15 protein-coding genes and 1 pseudogene are annotated in these 14,372 nt (G+C 71.1%); 12 read left to right on the top strand and 4 right to left on the bottom strand.

Annotated elements, in window-relative coordinates; all coding sequences use genetic code 11:
• From ACJ73U_RS06195 to ACJ73U_RS06180, 4 genes are all read left to right on the top strand, one after another.
• A partial coding sequence (locus ACJ73U_RS06195; RefSeq protein WP_407776553.1) for an MATE family efflux transporter occupies window positions 1-778 on the top strand: 778 nt, incomplete at its 5' end.
• 121 nt (window positions 779-899) lie between these two features.
• Window positions 900-2,189, top strand: a complete 1,290-nt coding sequence (locus tag ACJ73U_RS06190) for a nitrate/nitrite transporter (protein ID WP_407776552.1) — start codon at window positions 900-902, stop codon at window positions 2,187-2,189.
• Between the two features lie 121 nt (window positions 2,190-2,310).
• Complete coding sequence (gene truB / locus ACJ73U_RS06185) at window positions 2,311-3,213, top strand: tRNA pseudouridine(55) synthase TruB (protein WP_407776551.1); 903 nt, start codon at window positions 2,311-2,313, stop codon at window positions 3,211-3,213.
• Window positions 3,214-3,302: 89 nt separating this feature from the next.
• The gene (locus ACJ73U_RS06180) at window positions 3,303-4,796 is read left to right on the top strand and encodes an amidohydrolase family protein (protein ID WP_407776550.1); all 1,494 of its coding nucleotides are present in this window, start codon (window positions 3,303-3,305) and stop codon (window positions 4,794-4,796) included.
• Window positions 4,797-5,098: 302 nt separating this feature from the next.
• Here the strand turns inward: ACJ73U_RS06180 and ACJ73U_RS06175 are convergent, their stop codons facing one another.
• Window positions 5,099-5,404 carry a LuxR C-terminal-related transcriptional regulator gene (locus ACJ73U_RS06175; protein ID WP_407776549.1) on the bottom strand — a complete coding sequence of 102 codons (306 nt, stop codon included), beginning with the start codon at window positions 5,402-5,404 and terminating at the stop codon, window positions 5,099-5,101.
• Window positions 5,405-5,737: 333 nt separating this feature from the next.
• On the opposite strand from ACJ73U_RS06175, the gene ACJ73U_RS06170 reads away from it, so the two are divergent.
• Window positions 5,738-6,313, top strand: a complete 576-nt coding sequence (locus tag ACJ73U_RS06170) for a hypothetical protein (RefSeq protein ID WP_407776548.1) — start codon at window positions 5,738-5,740, stop codon at window positions 6,311-6,313.
• A 78-nt stretch (window positions 6,314-6,391) separates the two neighbouring features.
• On the opposite strand, the gene ACJ73U_RS06165 is transcribed toward ACJ73U_RS06170, so the two are convergent.
• Together ACJ73U_RS06165 and ACJ73U_RS06160 are read right to left on the bottom strand one after the other, a co-directional pair.
• Complete coding sequence (locus ACJ73U_RS06165; RefSeq protein ID WP_407776547.1) at window positions 6,392-6,544, bottom strand: hypothetical protein; 153 nt, start codon at window positions 6,542-6,544, stop codon at window positions 6,392-6,394.
• Window positions 6,544-7,164, bottom strand: coding sequence for a glyoxalase (locus ACJ73U_RS06160; protein ID WP_407776546.1), 621 nt, complete (start codon window positions 7,162-7,164; stop codon window positions 6,544-6,546). The genes ACJ73U_RS06165 and ACJ73U_RS06160 overlap by 1 nt, the downstream gene beginning before the upstream one ends.
• Before the next feature lie 173 nt (window positions 7,165-7,337).
• Between ACJ73U_RS06160 and ACJ73U_RS06155 the strand changes: the two genes are divergently transcribed.
• A complete protein-coding gene (locus tag ACJ73U_RS06155; protein ID WP_407776545.1) occupies window positions 7,338-8,201 on the top strand; it encodes a S1 family peptidase in 864 nt (287 codons plus the stop codon).
• Here the strand turns inward: ACJ73U_RS06155 and ACJ73U_RS06150 are convergent.
• Entirely contained in the window at window positions 8,195-9,784 is a 1,590-nt protein-coding gene (locus tag ACJ73U_RS06150) for a hypothetical protein (RefSeq protein WP_407776544.1), read from the bottom strand. The genes ACJ73U_RS06155 and ACJ73U_RS06150 overlap by 7 nt on opposite strands.
• 30 nt (window positions 9,785-9,814) lie before the next feature.
• Here ACJ73U_RS06150 and ACJ73U_RS06145 point away from each other — a divergent pair, with 30 nt between their 5' ends.
• The 6 genes and pseudogenes from ACJ73U_RS06145 to ACJ73U_RS06120 all read left to right on the top strand — a co-directional run.
• Window positions 9,815-10,420 (top strand): class I SAM-dependent methyltransferase, encoded by a 606-nt coding sequence (locus ACJ73U_RS06145; protein WP_407776543.1) that lies wholly within the window; start codon window positions 9,815-9,817, stop codon window positions 10,418-10,420.
• A 47-nt stretch (window positions 10,421-10,467) separates the two neighbouring features.
• Window positions 10,468-11,421 carry a bifunctional riboflavin kinase/FAD synthetase gene (locus ACJ73U_RS06140; RefSeq protein ID WP_407776542.1) on the top strand — a complete coding sequence of 318 codons (954 nt, stop codon included), beginning with the start codon at window positions 10,468-10,470 and terminating at the stop codon, window positions 11,419-11,421.
• Window positions 11,422-11,551: 130 nt separating this feature from the next.
• Window positions 11,552-12,031 (top strand): XRE family transcriptional regulator, encoded by a 480-nt coding sequence (locus ACJ73U_RS06135; RefSeq protein WP_407776541.1) that lies wholly within the window; start codon window positions 11,552-11,554, stop codon window positions 12,029-12,031.
• Window positions 12,032-12,097: 66 nt separating this feature from the next.
• Window positions 12,098-12,652, top strand: coding sequence for an RNA 2',3'-cyclic phosphodiesterase (gene thpR, locus ACJ73U_RS06130; protein WP_407776540.1), 555 nt, complete (start codon window positions 12,098-12,100; stop codon window positions 12,650-12,652).
• 104 nt (window positions 12,653-12,756) lie between these two features.
• Window positions 12,757-13,026 (top strand): 30S ribosomal protein S15, encoded by a 270-nt coding sequence (gene rpsO, locus ACJ73U_RS06125; RefSeq protein ID WP_407776539.1) that lies wholly within the window; start codon window positions 12,757-12,759, stop codon window positions 13,024-13,026.
• Window positions 13,027-13,275: 249 nt separating this feature from the next.
• A pseudogene (locus ACJ73U_RS06120) lies at window positions 13,276-14,372 on the top strand (polyribonucleotide nucleotidyltransferase); the annotation flags it as partial.

Raw genomic sequence — 14,372 nt, 5'->3', positions numbered from 1 at the left:
GGTGTACGGGCTGGACTGGGGGCTCGAGGGGTCGGCGGTCGCGAACGTGACCGCGCAGGTGATCAGCGCGTCGCTGTTCTTCCGCGCGCTGCGGGCGGAGGGGGTACCGCTGCGAGCGCGGCCGGCGGTGATGCGGGCGCAGCTGAGCCTCGGCCGCGACCTGTTCGTGCGGGGCATCGCGTTCCAGGCGTGCTTCATCTCCGCGACCACGGTCGCGGCGCACCACTCGGCCGCGGCGGTCGGCGCGCACCAGATCGTGTTGCAGCTGTGGTCGTTCCTGGCGCTCGTGCTGGACTCCCTGGCCATCGCGGCGCAGTCGCTCGTCGGCGCGGCGCTGGGCGCGGACGACGAGTCGCGTGCCCGCGGCCTCGCCTGGCAGGTCACCCGCTACGGGTTGGTCTTCGGCATCGGTCTCGGCGTGGTGTTCGCGGCGCTGTCCACGGTGCTGCCGCACGTGTTCACTTCGGACGCCGCCGTGCTCGAGGAGGTCCCGCACGCCTGGTGGTTCTTCGTCGCGCTGCAACCGGTCGCGGGCGTGGTGTTCGCTGTGGACGGTGTCCTGCTCGGCGCCGGCGACGCCGCTTTCCTGCGCACCGCGACGATCCTGGCCGCGACGACGGGGTTCCTGCCGTTCGTGTGGCTGTCGTTCGCGTTCGACTGGGGTCTCGCGGGGATCTGGACGGGACTGTCGCTGTTCATGATCGTCCGGCTCGGGGCGGTCCTCGCGCGCGCGAAGTCCGGGCGGTGGGCGGTGCCGGGAGCGGTACGGGTCGGGTAGGTGTGGCGAAGGGCACGGTTAGCCTGGCTAACGATTTTCCGATCTGAAGCGCTTTAGCAAGTGGATCTACCCCCGACCTCACGAACGGAGAGTCTTGACCGCGCAGCACACTCGACGGGCAATGATCATCTGGGTGACCGCGGTCGTGGTCTACCTGGCCGCGGTGTTCCACCGCACCTCGCTCGGCGTGGCGAGCCTGGAGGCCGGTGCGCGGTTCCACCTCGGACCGGCGGCGCTCGGCACGTTCACGGTGCTGCAGGTCGGCGTGTACGCGGTGATGCAGGTGCCGACCGGCCTGCTGGTCGACCGGTACGGCGCGCGGCGCGTGCTGACCGTCGCGGCGCTGCTCATGGGGTTGGGCCAGCTGCTGTTCGCGTTCGCCACCTCCTACCCGCTCGGCCTGCTCGCGCGCGCCGTGCTGGGCGTCGGCGACGCGATGACGTTCGTGAGCGTGCTGCGGCTGGTCGCGGCGCACTTCCCGGCCCGGCGCTACGCGGTCGTCGCCGCGTTCACCGCGGCCCTGGGCTCGGTGGGCAACCTGGTGTCGACCGTGCCGCTGTCACTGCTCCTGCACAGTGCCGGCTGGACTCCCACCTTCGCCATCGCCGGCGCCGCCACGGCCGCCTACTCGGTGGTGCTCATGCTCCGGGTGCGTGACAACCCGATCGGTGTCGTCCCCGAGCCCGTCGACCACAGCGAGTCACTAAGCACGGTCCTCGTCGGCGTGCGTCACGCGTGGCGCACGCCGGGGACCCGCCTGGGCTTCTGGGTCCACTTCTCGACGATGTCCGCACCGTCGATGCTGGGCCTGCTGTGGGGCTTCCCGTACCTGGTGCAGGCGCAGGGCCTGGGCGAACAGGCGGCGGGCCTGCTGTTGTCCCTGCTCGTGGTGGGCGCGATCGTCGGCGGCCCGGCGGTGGGTACCGTGATCAGCCGCCGCCCCGAATGGCGTACCCCGATGGTTGTCGGCTACGTGGTGATCGCGCTGAGCGTGTGGGTGGTGCTGCTGGGCTGGCCCGGCGGGCACGTGCCGCTGGGGCTGCTGGTCGCGGCCTTCGCGTTCCTGTCCATGGGTGGCCCGGCGTCGACCATCGGCTTCGCACTGGCCCGCGACTACAACCCGATGCGCCGCGTGGGCACCGCGACCGGCGTGGTGAACGTGGGCGGCTTCGTGGCGATCACCGTGTCCGCGTTGGTGGTGGGCATGCTGCTGGACGTGGCGGCACCGCTGGGCACCGCGACGGCGTTCCGGATCGCGTTCCTGTCGGTGGTCGCCGTCCTGGTCCTGGGTCTCTGGCGCACCTCGGTCTGGTGGCGCAGGGCCCGCGCGGCCGTCTTCGACGCGGCCTCCCGCGGCGAGGAGGTCCCGGTCCGCATCCGCCGCCGTTCGTGGGACCTGACTCCCGCCTAGGGATGCGCGGGTCCCGGGCCGCCCGCTCGAGGCAGCCGATTCGCCCTCCGCCCACGGGCGCGGCCGCACGACACCGTCCGGCGGGAAAGCGCGGATCGACCATGTGTCAGGATAGTTGACCGTGCCGCCAGCAGCCGCCAAACAGCGTGTCATCGTCCCGCCCGGTCTCGTCGTGGTCGACAAGCCGGATGGGATGACCTCCCATGACGTCGTCGCGCGGGTGCGGCGGATCATGGGCACGCGCAAGGTGGGCCACGCCGGCACTCTCGACCCGATGGCGACCGGCGTGCTGGTGCTCGGCATCGAGCGGGCCACGAAGCTGTTGGGGCACCTCGCGCTGGACACCAAGGCCTACCTCGCGACGATCCGCCTCGGCGCGGCCACCACCACCGACGACGCGCAGGGCGAGGTCCTGTCCACTGCGGACACCTCGGCGGTGACCGACGAGGCCGTGGCGGTCGGCGTCGCCAAGCTCACGGGGCGCATCCAGCAGGTGCCGAGCGCGGTCAGCGCCGTGAAGGTCGACGGCAAGCGGGCCTACGCGCGGGTCCGGGCCGGCGAGCAGGTCGAGCTGGCGGCGCGGCCCGTGGAGGTGTCCCGGTTCGACCTGCTGGCCGTCCGCCGCGAGGACGGCCTGGAGCTGGACGTCATGGTGGAGTGCAGCTCCGGCACCTACGTCCGCGCGCTCGCCAGAGATCTGGGCGCCGACCTGGGCGTCGGCGGGCACCTGGCCGCGCTGCGCCGCACCCGGGTGGGCCCGTTCGACCTGCGGGTGGTCACCACGCTGGAGAAGCTGGCCGAACAGCCCGCGCTGTCGCTGCCGCTGTCCGACGCGGTGGCCGCCGCGTTCCCGCGCCGGGACGTGCCGTACCGCCAGGCACAGGCCCTGCTGCAGGGCCAACGGCTACCGGCGGCCGGCATCGACGGCACCTATGGTGTGTTCGACCCGGACGGTCGGGCGATCGCGCTGGCGGTCGACGAGGACACCGCCACCCGCTCCGTGGTCGTCCTGACAACGACCTAGCGTCACCCTTTCAGGGTGAGGAAAACCCCACCCGAACACTGCGGTCTACCTCAATGTGCCCAGCCCCCCGCCCCGGCACGATCGTTCCCATGACCCGCAGCACAGTCTCCCGCCGCAGCATCATGATCGCCGGAGCCGCCGCCGGGCTGGCCGGCCTACTGGCCGAACCAGCCGCCGCGACCCCACGGTCACGGCACGGCACGGCGTTCACGAACGTCACGGTGATCGACCCGGCGACCAACCGCGTCACCCCGAACACCACGGTGACCGTCCACGGCGACGTGATCACCGACGTGGGCGGCCGAGTCCCAGCCGGGGTGAGGATCGTGGACCTGCGCGGGAAGTTCGTGATCCCCGGCCTGGCGGACATGCACACCCACGCCCAGGCCGAAGGCATCGACCCAGGCCTGTACGTGGCGAACGGCGTCACGACGGTACGCGACCTCGCGGGCGCGCAGCTCGCGCACGACTGGCGAGCGCGCATAGCCGCGGGAACGTTGCTGGGCCCGCGATACACGATCGGCAGCCGAATCATCGACGGCCTGCCGTCCGTGTGGGACCCGGCGTGGCTGGACGTCGTACAGGTGGCCGACGCCCCGTCCGCCCGCGCCGCGGTCCGCGAGGAGATCGCGCGGGGCGCCGACTTCATCAAGGTGTACGCACGTGTGCCGCGGGAGGCATACCGAGCGCTGGTGGCGGAAGCCCACCGCCACGGCGTGCAGGTCGCGGGCCACGGTCCCGACGCCGTGCCGCTGGAGGAGGCCGCGGACCTCGGCCAGGCAAGCGTGGAGCACCTGTTCTGGACCCCGTTCGAAACGTCCACACAGGAACGCGAGATCCGCGCGGAGATCCAACGAATCCGCCTGGGCCTGGGCGACTACCCGGGCTGGTTCAAGGCGATCCACCCGCTGGAGTGGTCCGCGGCCCACAGCTACAGCCCAGGAAAGGCCGGGCGCCTGTACGCGAAGCTGGCGCGCAAACGCATGCGCCAGGTACCGACGTTGGCGATGCACAGGGGCTTGGACTACGCCCGCACGGTGAACCTGGACGACCCACGCAACAAGTACCTACCCCAGTCGGCGGTGGCCGAACAGGAGTTCGCGAGGCAGGAGTTGTACCTGAAGGACCGCCTACCATCGGAGGACCCCGAGTGGGCCCAGATGTTCGAGTTCCGCCTCCGGACGGTCAAACACCTCCACGAGGCAGGCGTCCCGCTGATGACGGGCACCGACACGGGAACCTGCGCGGTATGGCCGGGCTTCTCGGTGCACGACGAACTGGAACTGTTCGTAACAGCCGGCATCCCGCCCATGGCGGCACTACAGGCGTCCACCTCGGAACCAGCGGCGTACCTGGGCACGAACACGGGCCGCATAGCTCCCAACCACAAGGCAGACCTGGCAATCCTGGACGCGAACCCGTTACACGACATCAGAAACACCCAACGCCTGTCCGGCGTGGTGGTGAACGGCCAGTACCTGAACGAAGAAGCCCGCCAACACCTCCTGGCGGAGATAGCGGAGACAGCAGCCAAAACCCCGGCCACAGCGAAACCAGGAGCCTGCCCCTGCCACACCGGCTGACACCTCACCACGCCACAGCCCAACAGTGCCTCAGGCGAAGGCCACTCCCACGATCGACGCAGCCGGCGTCGTCCACCAGTAGCCTCCGACGGCAGCTTCCAACGCCCGGCCAGCGATCCCCAGAAGGCGCCGGCGAACGACGTCGTGCTGGTGGTCATGACCGTGGGTGCGCTCGGGTCGGCTCGTCTCGCGGTGAAGGGGCAACACCCTGACCGCGCCGTCAGGAAACTGTGCCGGCGGGCCGGCTCCGCACCCCCAGCCCAGAGCCGACCCGAGATCGAGAGACATATCCCGATCCACGATCAGCCTGACGTAACCGAAGGTGCGTTGCCCAGTGGCGGTTCCGACCCGTCGGAACCGCCGGGTTGACGCATTTCCTCGACCGCGGTCCACGCCGCGAAGGCCACCGCCGCGTCGACGCGTGAAGCGACCCGCAATTTCAGGATGATCCTGCTGACGTGCCCACGCACGGTTCGCTCGCTGATACCGAGCTTCCGCGCGATCCAGCGGTCGGTCCTGTCCTGGGCGACGAGCCGCAGGACTTCCCGCTCCCGCCGGCTGAGCAAGGCGATGGGGTTCGTGGGCAGCCCAGGCCGCGCAGCTGACATGCGCTGGTCTCCTCCGCGTGACGAAGAAGGAGCGCCTGCACCCCCACGGCCAATCAGGAGGCCAACAACCATGCGTCAACCTCGGCCAACCACCGAGACAGGAACAGACAGACTCCTGTGGTCGACCTCAGTGTCGCACCGCCACGGCAGCTCACGCGAGAGGTCGCGGACCGCATCGAGGTATGAACCGCGCGTGGCGCACCGATCCGACGAATCGATCGCCTACCGGGCGAGCACCGTGTAACACGGTCATCCCTGCTGGCGACCCTCGCTTCGAGCAGACGGGCGGAGTCTCACAACGGCGCAGGCGGGCGGTTCGGCCTGCTCCTGCAGTTGATCATCGCACTGACGGGGGTGGCGACGGTCGTCGCCAACGTGGTGCTGACGAACCGGTCCCTCGATCTCGGTCAGCAACTGCAGGACGAGCAGAAGCAGGTCGTGAAGACATACGCGACTCTCGCCAGCTGGTCGGCGGCACCCGACCCCGACCAGGCAGGCGGAGCCGTCTTCAGCGTCGACTACGCCCTCCAGAACGTCGGGGACAAGCCGGTGCGTGGCTGTGGCACCTACTACGAGCCGGTCGCAGCAGATCTCACGCCCGTCAAGTACTGGCCAACGGTCATGGAGCCCGGCGGCATCCTCTGGACTCTCGACCCGGGCGACACGCACGAGACGACCCATGACATGAAGTTCGGCCAGGCCGCCGAAGGCGACTCGATGTTCGTCGAGCTGTGGTTCGAATGCGTGTACCCGAAGGTCGTCAGCGAATCGACCTTCCTCAGTCTCGATCTCGTCTCGCCCGCCGTGACGATCGCCGACATGGACCGCACGAAGCCACTGGACTCCTGGGACCGGTACAGCGCCATCGAACGCGCTTCAGGTCGTACGCCTCATCCACGACCGAAATAGCGAGTCGCGTCGTCGGGAAAGTCCAGACTGGTCCCGCTCCGCGCAAAAGCGGGACCGGCCGGCTCGCCTCACCGCCTGTCACACGAGCGTTGTTCTGGTGGGGCTCATCGCGGCGCTTTCCTCGAGGGCCTGGTCCGCGGTGCTGATCACGGGTTCTTCGGTCTGTGGAGTCGTCCCGTCGAGCTGGCGTTGCAGCGCGGCGATCGCCTCGGGTAGGTGGTGGTGGCACATCAGGGCCTCGCCGTGACCGGGCTGGTCTCCCAGGCGAACCCGTCGGGGTCGGTGAACGGCTCGGGGGCGCCGGCGAGCGTGATCCGGTGTGAGCCGGTACCGTCCGGGGACACGCCGGCGTCCTTGGCCAGGGCCCGGCGTCGGTACAGCGCCAGCTTGACGGGACCGGTGGCGAACTCGACATACACGCGGGCGAAGCTCTTCGCCACTGTCAGGCCGTGGTCGACGTAGAACCGCTTGCTCGCGGCCACGTCGTCGACGCCGAGCAGGACCACGATGTCGTCGATCTCGCGGGTGGCCGGCCCGGTGTCCTTCTTCGCCGAGGTCGCCACCTTCCAGATCGTCCCGTCCGGGGCCCGCACGACGCCGCCGTGGCCCCACATCGACTTCGTGACGGGCTTGAGCGACGTCGCCCCGGCGTCGAGGGCGGCGTCGACCAGTGCCTGGACATCGGCCGGCTGGGACACCACGAGCGACACGGTGAACCCGAGGAAGCCGGTGGTCGGTTCCTGCGAGGCCCGCAGCCGCAGCCGGGCGTCCAGCCCGAAGGCGGTGGTGTAGAAGCGCTGGGCGGCCGCGGTGTCGGCCACCTCGAGGGTGATGGCGTCGATGGAGGTCATGGCAGGAACGCTATGCGCGGCGCGGTGACCTGCGCTTCTTGATTCCTGACCAGTGTGGGCGCGGCCTTCGGCGGATCAACGGGCGATGTCAGGTCGGGGCGTCCGCTGTGACTCTTCGTGCACCTGTGACGATCAGACTCAACCATCTGGGGGACTTGTACGTGATCTATAGCGTGAGGACGACTTCGCGGCGGCGACGGCGGCTCTGGGCGGTGGCGGCCTCGGTCGTCATGGGGGCCGGGGTCGCCTTCGCCTACGTCGGCACCGGGGGCACGGTGACCTGGCCTGGCCATGCCGTGGCCTCGACCAGCAGCGTCGCGCCCACGACCGCCGCCGCGCCGCCGCCGGCCACCAGCACCGCGCCGCCACCGAACCCGGTCCTGCCCTTCAACGCGAAGCTGGTCTCGCAGAACATCCCGGTCAAGGGCGGCGGCGTGCGCAGCGGCGCCTGCAGCGGCTCCCTGATCTCCCCGCAGTGGGTCGTCACCGCCGGCCACTGCTTCCACGACATCGACGACACCAGGACCGGCGGACCACCCCCGTACACGATGACGGTCACGGTCGGGAAGCTGAAGGACAGCGACCCCGGCGGCCACACGGCGCAGGTGGTCGACGTGCGGCAGTCGCCGGTCAACGACCTCGCGCTGGCCAAGCTCAGCGCCCCCGTCACCGACATCGTTCCGGTGACGTTGGCCGACACCCCGCCGGCGGTGGGTCAGCAACTGCAGTTCGCGGGCTGGGGCTCCCACTCCGCCACCGTCCTCGGCCCCTCCGACCACCTCAAACGCGGACACTTCACCGTCTCGCGCATCAAGCAGTACACGCTGGAGGCCCAGCCCGTCGGCGAGCGCACCGTCGACAACGGACCCTGCCCCGAGGACTCCGGCGGCCCGTTCTTCGTCAGCGACGACGACCGCACCGCCACGCTCGTCGCCATCGTGAACACCGGGCCGCCGTGCCCGCAGCCCGGTGCGGAGACCATCGCCAGGGTGGACGTCGTGTTCGACTGGATCCGCGGGCAGATCGGCCTTCAGTAGTCCGGGCGGTCCTCGTCGTCGGCGGGGTACATCAGGCCCATCACCTCGCGCGCCGCGTCGAGGTCACCCGCAGCGGCGCGGTCGTACAGCTCCGCGACCATGCCCCGCCGCGCCAGGGTCTCGGCCAGCAGCACGGCGGCGGCGCGGTCACCGCCGTCGGCGAGGGTGCGCAGCGGCGCAAGATCCTCCTGGCGGGCCAGCCAGTGGTGGTACGCGCCGCGGGCGTGCGGGAACCCGGACTCGGCGAGCCGCCGCAGCTCCTCGTCCCGGCCGTGCTTGACGAGCCGGTACACGAACCGGCGTGGCGCGGTCTCCCAGCCGGCCGTCGCCGCGGCGCGCAGGTCGTCGAGCCGGTCCCGCGCCTCGAAGTCGTGCGCCAGCCACCTCTGCATGCGCCTGTCACCGGCCTCGGCCCTGGCCCGGCACGCGGCCTCGTCCAGCACCTCGTGCAGCCGGTCGACCGCCAGGGACTCGCCCGCGTCGGCGAGCGCGGTCAGCTCGGCGACCCGGCCCCGCTCGGCCAGCAGCTCGACGTGGGCCTGCCGGGCGTGGTGGTCGCCGGCCTCGGCCCGCGCCCGCAGCTCGTCGACGTGCCCCAGGTCCTTCAGCAGTCGTGCCAGGCTGTACCGGGCGCTGCTGCTCCCGCCCGCCGCGACGAGCGCGCGGAGCTCGTCGAGCCGGTGGTGGCGAGCCAGCAGCCGGGGCAGGCGGTGGCTCTCGTCCGGCCGCGCGTAGGCCAGCAGCTCGTCCACCAGCTCGGCGCATCCCATGGCCTCGACCAGGCGCTCGCGTGCCTTGGGGAAACCCCGGTCCGCCAGCTCCCGCAGCTGGGCGACGTCACCGCGGTCGGCCAGGAGGCGGAGCAGGTGTTCCGCGCTGCAGTGGTCGCGGTTCTCGCCGCGCTCGCGCAGCTCGTCGACGAGCCCCTGGCGGACGAGCAGCTTGGCCAGCCGCCGCCGCCCGTCCCACCCCCGCGCCCTGGGACGTGCGAGTGCCGTCGCCTCGGCGAGGCGGCCCTCGGTGGTCAGCAGCTCGACCAGCCGGTCGGCGGCGAAGCCGTCGCCCGCGTCGGCCCGCGCCCGCAGCTCGTCCTCGCCGAGCAGGGGCACCAGCGCCCTGCCCGCGTCCCGATCCCCGGCGGCCTCCCTGGCCCGCAGCTCGCCCACCTCCCCACGGCGGGCGAGCACCCGGCTCAGCGACAGCGACGCCCAGCGGTCACCCCCCTCGGCACGGGCTCTCAGCTCATCAACGGCGTCATCAACGGCGTCATCAACGGCGTCATCGACGCCGTCGCGTTCCGCCAGCGCCTGGGCGAACAAGCGCCGCGGCTGCCAGTCGTGGTCGGTGTCGCGGCAGGCGTCGGCCAGCTCACGCAGCACGGCCAGGTCACCCCGCTCGGCGGCCCATTCCGCCGCCTGCAGGCGGGCGCCGGCGTCGTCGGCGCGCGCCCTGGCCAGCAGCTCGTCGGTGCGCCCGGCGACCCGCAGCAGCCTGGCCAGTGCGAACCGCGCCCGGCTGTCCCCGGCGTCGGCGAGTTCCCGAAGCTCGGCGTACTTGCCGGCCCGCAGCAGATCGTCCACCACGCCGCGAACCTAGCCGAGTAGAAATCGGATGTGAGCCGAACCGACCGCTGGCAGCGGTACTGGGACCGCAAGTCCGACACCTATGACGAGGAGATGGGCTTCTGGGACCGGCGCCTGTTCGGCGACTCGCGCGAGTGGGCGTGCGGCCGGGCCACCGGCGAGGTGCTGGAGGTCGCCGTCGGCACCGGTCTCAACCTGCCGTTCTACCCCGAGGGCGTCACGCTGACCGGCATCGACCTCAGCGATCGCATGCTCGACCTCGCCCGGCGGCGCGGCCGGCCGGCGACCCTGCGGCAGGCGGACGCGCACGCGCTCCCGTTCGCCGACGGGACGTTCGACACGGTCGTGTGCACGTTCGGCCTGTGCGCCATCCCGGACGTGGACACCGCCGTGTCCGAAATGGTCCGGGTCCTGCGGCCCGGCGGGCGGCTCATCCTCGTCGACCACGTCGCGAGCACCAACTGGTTCATCCGCGCCGGCCAGTGGCTGCTGGAGAGGGTGACGGTGCCGCTGGCCGGCGAGCACTGGCTGCGCAGGCCGCTGCGCCAGGTCGAGGCCCGCGGCCTGCGGGTCGAGCAGCGGGAGCGCTTCGCCAGAGGGCTCGTCGAGCGGCTCGTCGCCCGCAGGCCGGAGTAGCACGTGTCACGCGCACCAGGCGTGCGCGGCTGCGTAGGCTTGGCGTCGTGCGACGCTGGCGTGGGCTTGACGACCTGCCTGGTGGCTGGGGACGGTGTGTGGCCACCATCGGGGTCTTCGACGGGGTGCATCTCGGGCACCAGGAGCTCATCCACCGAGCGGTGACGCTCGCCGAGGAGCGGGGCGTCCAGAGCGTGCTGCTCACCTTCGACCCGCATCCGTCCGAAGTGGTCCGGCCCGGCAGCCACCCGGCGCAGCTGACGACGCTGCGCCGCAAGGCCGAGCTGGTCGAGAGCCTCGGCATCGACGTGTTCTGCGTCCTGCCGTTCACCCTCGAGCTGTCCAAAGTGCCGCCGGACGAGTTCGTGCACGAGATCCTCATCGAGAAGCTGCACATCGCGGCCGTGGTCGTGGGCGAGAACTTCCGCTTCGGGCACCGGGCCGCCGGGACGGTCGAGACGCTCACCCAGCTCGGGCACCGGTTCGGGTTCGCGGTCGAGGGCGCCAAGCTGGTGACCGTGCCGAACCACAGGGCCGGCGAGGAGATCACGTTCTCCTCGACCTACATCCGCGCCTGCATCAACGCCGGCGACGTGACCGCCGCCGAGGCGGCGCTGGGCCGGCCGCACCGGCTGGAAGGCATCGTCGTCCGCGGCGACCGGCGCGGGCACGAGCTGGGCTTCCCGACGGCCAACCTGTCCACCCCGCGCTACGCCGCCATCCCCGCCGACGGGGTCTACGCCGCCCGGTTCTCCCTGCTGGGCAGCCCGAACCGGGAGCCGCTGGCGGCCGCGGTCAGCGTCGGGACCAACCCGACCTTCTCCGGCCGCGAACGCCGCGTCGAGGCGTTCGTGCTGGACGTCGACGAGGACTTCTACGGCCAGCGGGTCGGCGTCGACTTCATCGCCAAGCTGCGGGACATGGAGCGGTTCGACACCACCCAGGCCCTGGTCGAGGAGATGCACCGGGACGTGCTCAGGACGCGTGACCTGCTGTCCTGACACGCGCAGGCGTGCAGATGCGAAGGCCTGTCCGGTTTTACCGCGTATCCCGCGCACTACTGGCAAGATGCTCTGTGGTCGGGAGCGAACACGGCGCGTCAGGCGAGCGGGACTCAGGGGAGTAACGACGGTGGAGGACCACAAGATCGTCCAGCGCAACCTCGCGTTGCAGCGCGAGTGGTACGGGGAGCCCCTCGGCGACCGCGTGCGGCGGCTCGTCGTGGCCTTCGACATCTCCCAGGCCTACCTCGCGGAGGTGCTCGGCATCAGCGCCCCCATGCTCAGCCAGGTGATGAGCGGCCGCCGCGCCAAGATCGGCAACCCGGCGGTGCTGGCCCGGCTGATCATGCTCGAGCGCAAGGTCCTGGTGCCGGACGTGGCGGCCGGCAAGAAGGAGGCCATGGTTCGTGCGCTCGAAGAGGTCCGCGCCTCCCACCCGTCGGTGACCAGGGACAACCTGCCGGTGGACATCGGCCGCAACGACCGGGTCGCGGTCGCCGCGCTGCGCCGGGTCGCCGAGCCGAACGACCTCACCGCCGCGGCCGGCCTGCTCAACGGCCGGTTCCCGGAGCTGGCCGACCTGCTGCGGAGGGCTGGTCAGCCCCAGTGACGCGATGACGGCGTCCTTCGGCGTGACCGCCGTGAGCAGGGTGTCCCATACCGCGACGGCCACGACATGACGCGGCTCTTCTCGGCGATCGAACTGCCCCGCGAGGTGTGTGACGAGCTGGCACAGCGGCTGGGCGGCGCGCGGGGTGCCGCGCCCGAGCTGACGTGGGCGCCGCCCGACCGCTGGCACATCACCCTCGGGTTCTACGGCGACCGCGAGCACGCCGACCGGCGCGCCGTCTGGTTCCGCGCGCAGGCGGCCGGCCTGCGCGGGTGCCGGCTGCGGCTGCGCGCGGCGGGCAGGTTCCCCGGCGTCCTGTGGGTCGGGGTGGACACGCCGGACGCCGAGCACGGCGCGGCCCTGCGCAGGCTGGCCGGGGTGCTCGGCGACCAGACCGACGAGCTGGCGTTCGTCCCGCACGTCACCGTGGCCCGGTGGCGACGCGGCCGGGGCGCCAACGACGCGGCGGTCGCGGCGGCCGCCGCGTTGGACGGGTATTGTGGACAGTGGTGGCTGACTGACGAGGTGGTGTTGTACCGCAGTGACCTGACACCGGTCGGTCCGGTGTACACGGCCCTCGACCGGGTCGCCCTGTCGGGCGCGCCCGGTGAGCAGCGTTGATTACCCGCCTGTTAGCCTTGGTCGTTGGGTCCGGCTGCGGTCCGTGGTGGCTGGTGCCCGAAACACCTCGAACACGGCACATCACAAACTGAGGAGAACACCGAGTGGCGCTGTCCACCGAGCAGAAGAAGACCATCCTGGCGGACTACGGGGTCCACGAGAAGGACACCGGGTCGCCGGAGGCCCAGGTCGCGATGCTGACCAAGCGCATCAGCGACCTGACCGAGCACCTCAAGGTGCACAAGCACGACCACCACTCGCGTCGGGGTCTGTTGCTGCTGGTCGGCCGTCGCCGCCGGCTGCTCAACTACCTGACGAACGTGGACATCGAACGCTACCGTTCGCTGATCCAGCGACTCGGCCTGCGCCGATAGGACCCGGAGGGGGAGTGGTCAGCACAGACCGCTCCCCCCGAGTCTTTTACTGACACACAGACGAACAGAGGGCGAGCGCTCGCCGCGTGCGGGGACCATACAGATAGCCGGTCCTCGGTAGTGGTCTCCGGGTGAATGAGAACCCCGGGGACTTCGATCGAAGACCGGCCTCGTTCGGACCGCGACCCCGTGCCCTGTTGCCCCGTATGGGGTGTGCACGCGCCCGTGAGGATAACGAGGAGTTTCTCCATGACCGACTTCAGCCAAGCTGGAGTTCACGAGACCACCGCCGTGATCGACAACGGCAACTTCGGCAAGCGCAGCATCCGCTTCGAGACCGGCCGGCTCGCCCGGCAGGCCGCGGGCAGCGTCGTGGCCTACCTCGACGAGGAGACCATGCTGCTGTCCGCCACCACGGCCTCCAAGCACCCGAAGGAGCACTTCGACTTCTTCCCGCTGACGGTGGACGTCGAGGAGCGGATGTACGCCGCGGGCCGCATCCCCGGCTCGTTCTTCCGCCGCGAGGGCCGGCCGTCGACCGACGCCGTCCTCACCTGCCGCCTGATCGACCGTCCGCTGCGTCCGTCCTTCGTGGACGGCCTGCGCAACGAGATCCAGGTCGTCATCACCGTCCAGTCGCTCAACCCCCAGGACCTGTACGACGTGGTGGCGATCAACGCCGCCTCCGCGTCCACGCAGATTTCGGGCCTGCCGTTCTCCGGCCCCATCGGCGGCGTGCGGGTGGCGCTGATCGGTGAGCAGTGGGTCGCGTTCCCGACCCACGAGCAGCTGGAGAAGGCCGCGTTCGACATGGTCGTCGCCGGCCGCGTGGTCGAGTCGGGCGACGTCGCGATCATGATGGTCGAGGCGGAGGCCACCGAGAACGTGCTCGACCTGATCGCGGACGGGCAGCAGGCGCCGACCGAGGAGGTCGTCGCGTCCGGCCTGGAGGCCGCGAAGCCGTTCATCCGCGTGCTGGTCGAGGCGCAGCAGCGGCTGGCCGAGGTGGCCGCGAAGGAGACCGCCGACTACCCGGTGTTCCCGGCCTACGAGCAGGACGCCTACGAGGCCGTCGCCGCCGCGGTGACCGACGAGCTGGCCCAGGCGCTGACCATCGCCGGCAAGCAGGAGCGCGAGAGCCGGATCGACGAGCTCAAGGCCGCGACCCTGGAGAAGGTCGGCGCGGTCGAGGGCGGCGCGTTCGAGGGCCGCGAGAAGGAGGTCGGCGCCGCGTTCCGGTCGCTGACGAAGTCCCTGGTGCGCTAGCGGGTGCTGCGCGAGAAGATCCGCATGGACGGTCGCGGGCTCAGTGACATCCGGACGCTGTCCGCGGAGGTCGGCGTGAT

Source organism: Actinophytocola sp., assembly GCF_045807065.1.
Lineage (GTDB): Bacteria > Actinomycetota > Actinomycetes > Mycobacteriales > Pseudonocardiaceae > Actinophytocola.
Note: the sequence above shows the minus strand (reverse complement) of the source record. Positions and strands in the feature narration are given on the sequence as shown.

Coding starts and splice junctions, on each gene's coding strand:
- ACJ73U_RS06190 (WP_407776552.1), top strand. CDS start 900: ATGATCATCTGGGTGACCGCGGTCGTGGTCTACCTGGCCGCGGTGTTC.
- ACJ73U_RS06180 (WP_407776550.1), top strand. CDS start 3,303: ATGACCCGCAGCACAGTCTCCCGCCGCAGCATCATGATCGCCGGAGCC.
- ACJ73U_RS06175 (WP_407776549.1), bottom strand. CDS start 5,404: ATGTCAGCTGCGCGGCCTGGGCTGCCCACGAACCCCATCGCCTTGCTC.
- ACJ73U_RS06165 (WP_407776547.1), bottom strand. CDS start 6,544: ATGTGCCACCACCACCTACCCGAGGCGATCGCCGCGCTGCAACGCCAG.
- ACJ73U_RS06160 (WP_407776546.1), bottom strand. CDS start 7,164: ATGACCTCCATCGACGCCATCACCCTCGAGGTGGCCGACACCGCGGCC.
- thpR (WP_407776540.1), top strand. CDS start 12,098: ATGACGCGGCTCTTCTCGGCGATCGAACTGCCCCGCGAGGTGTGTGAC.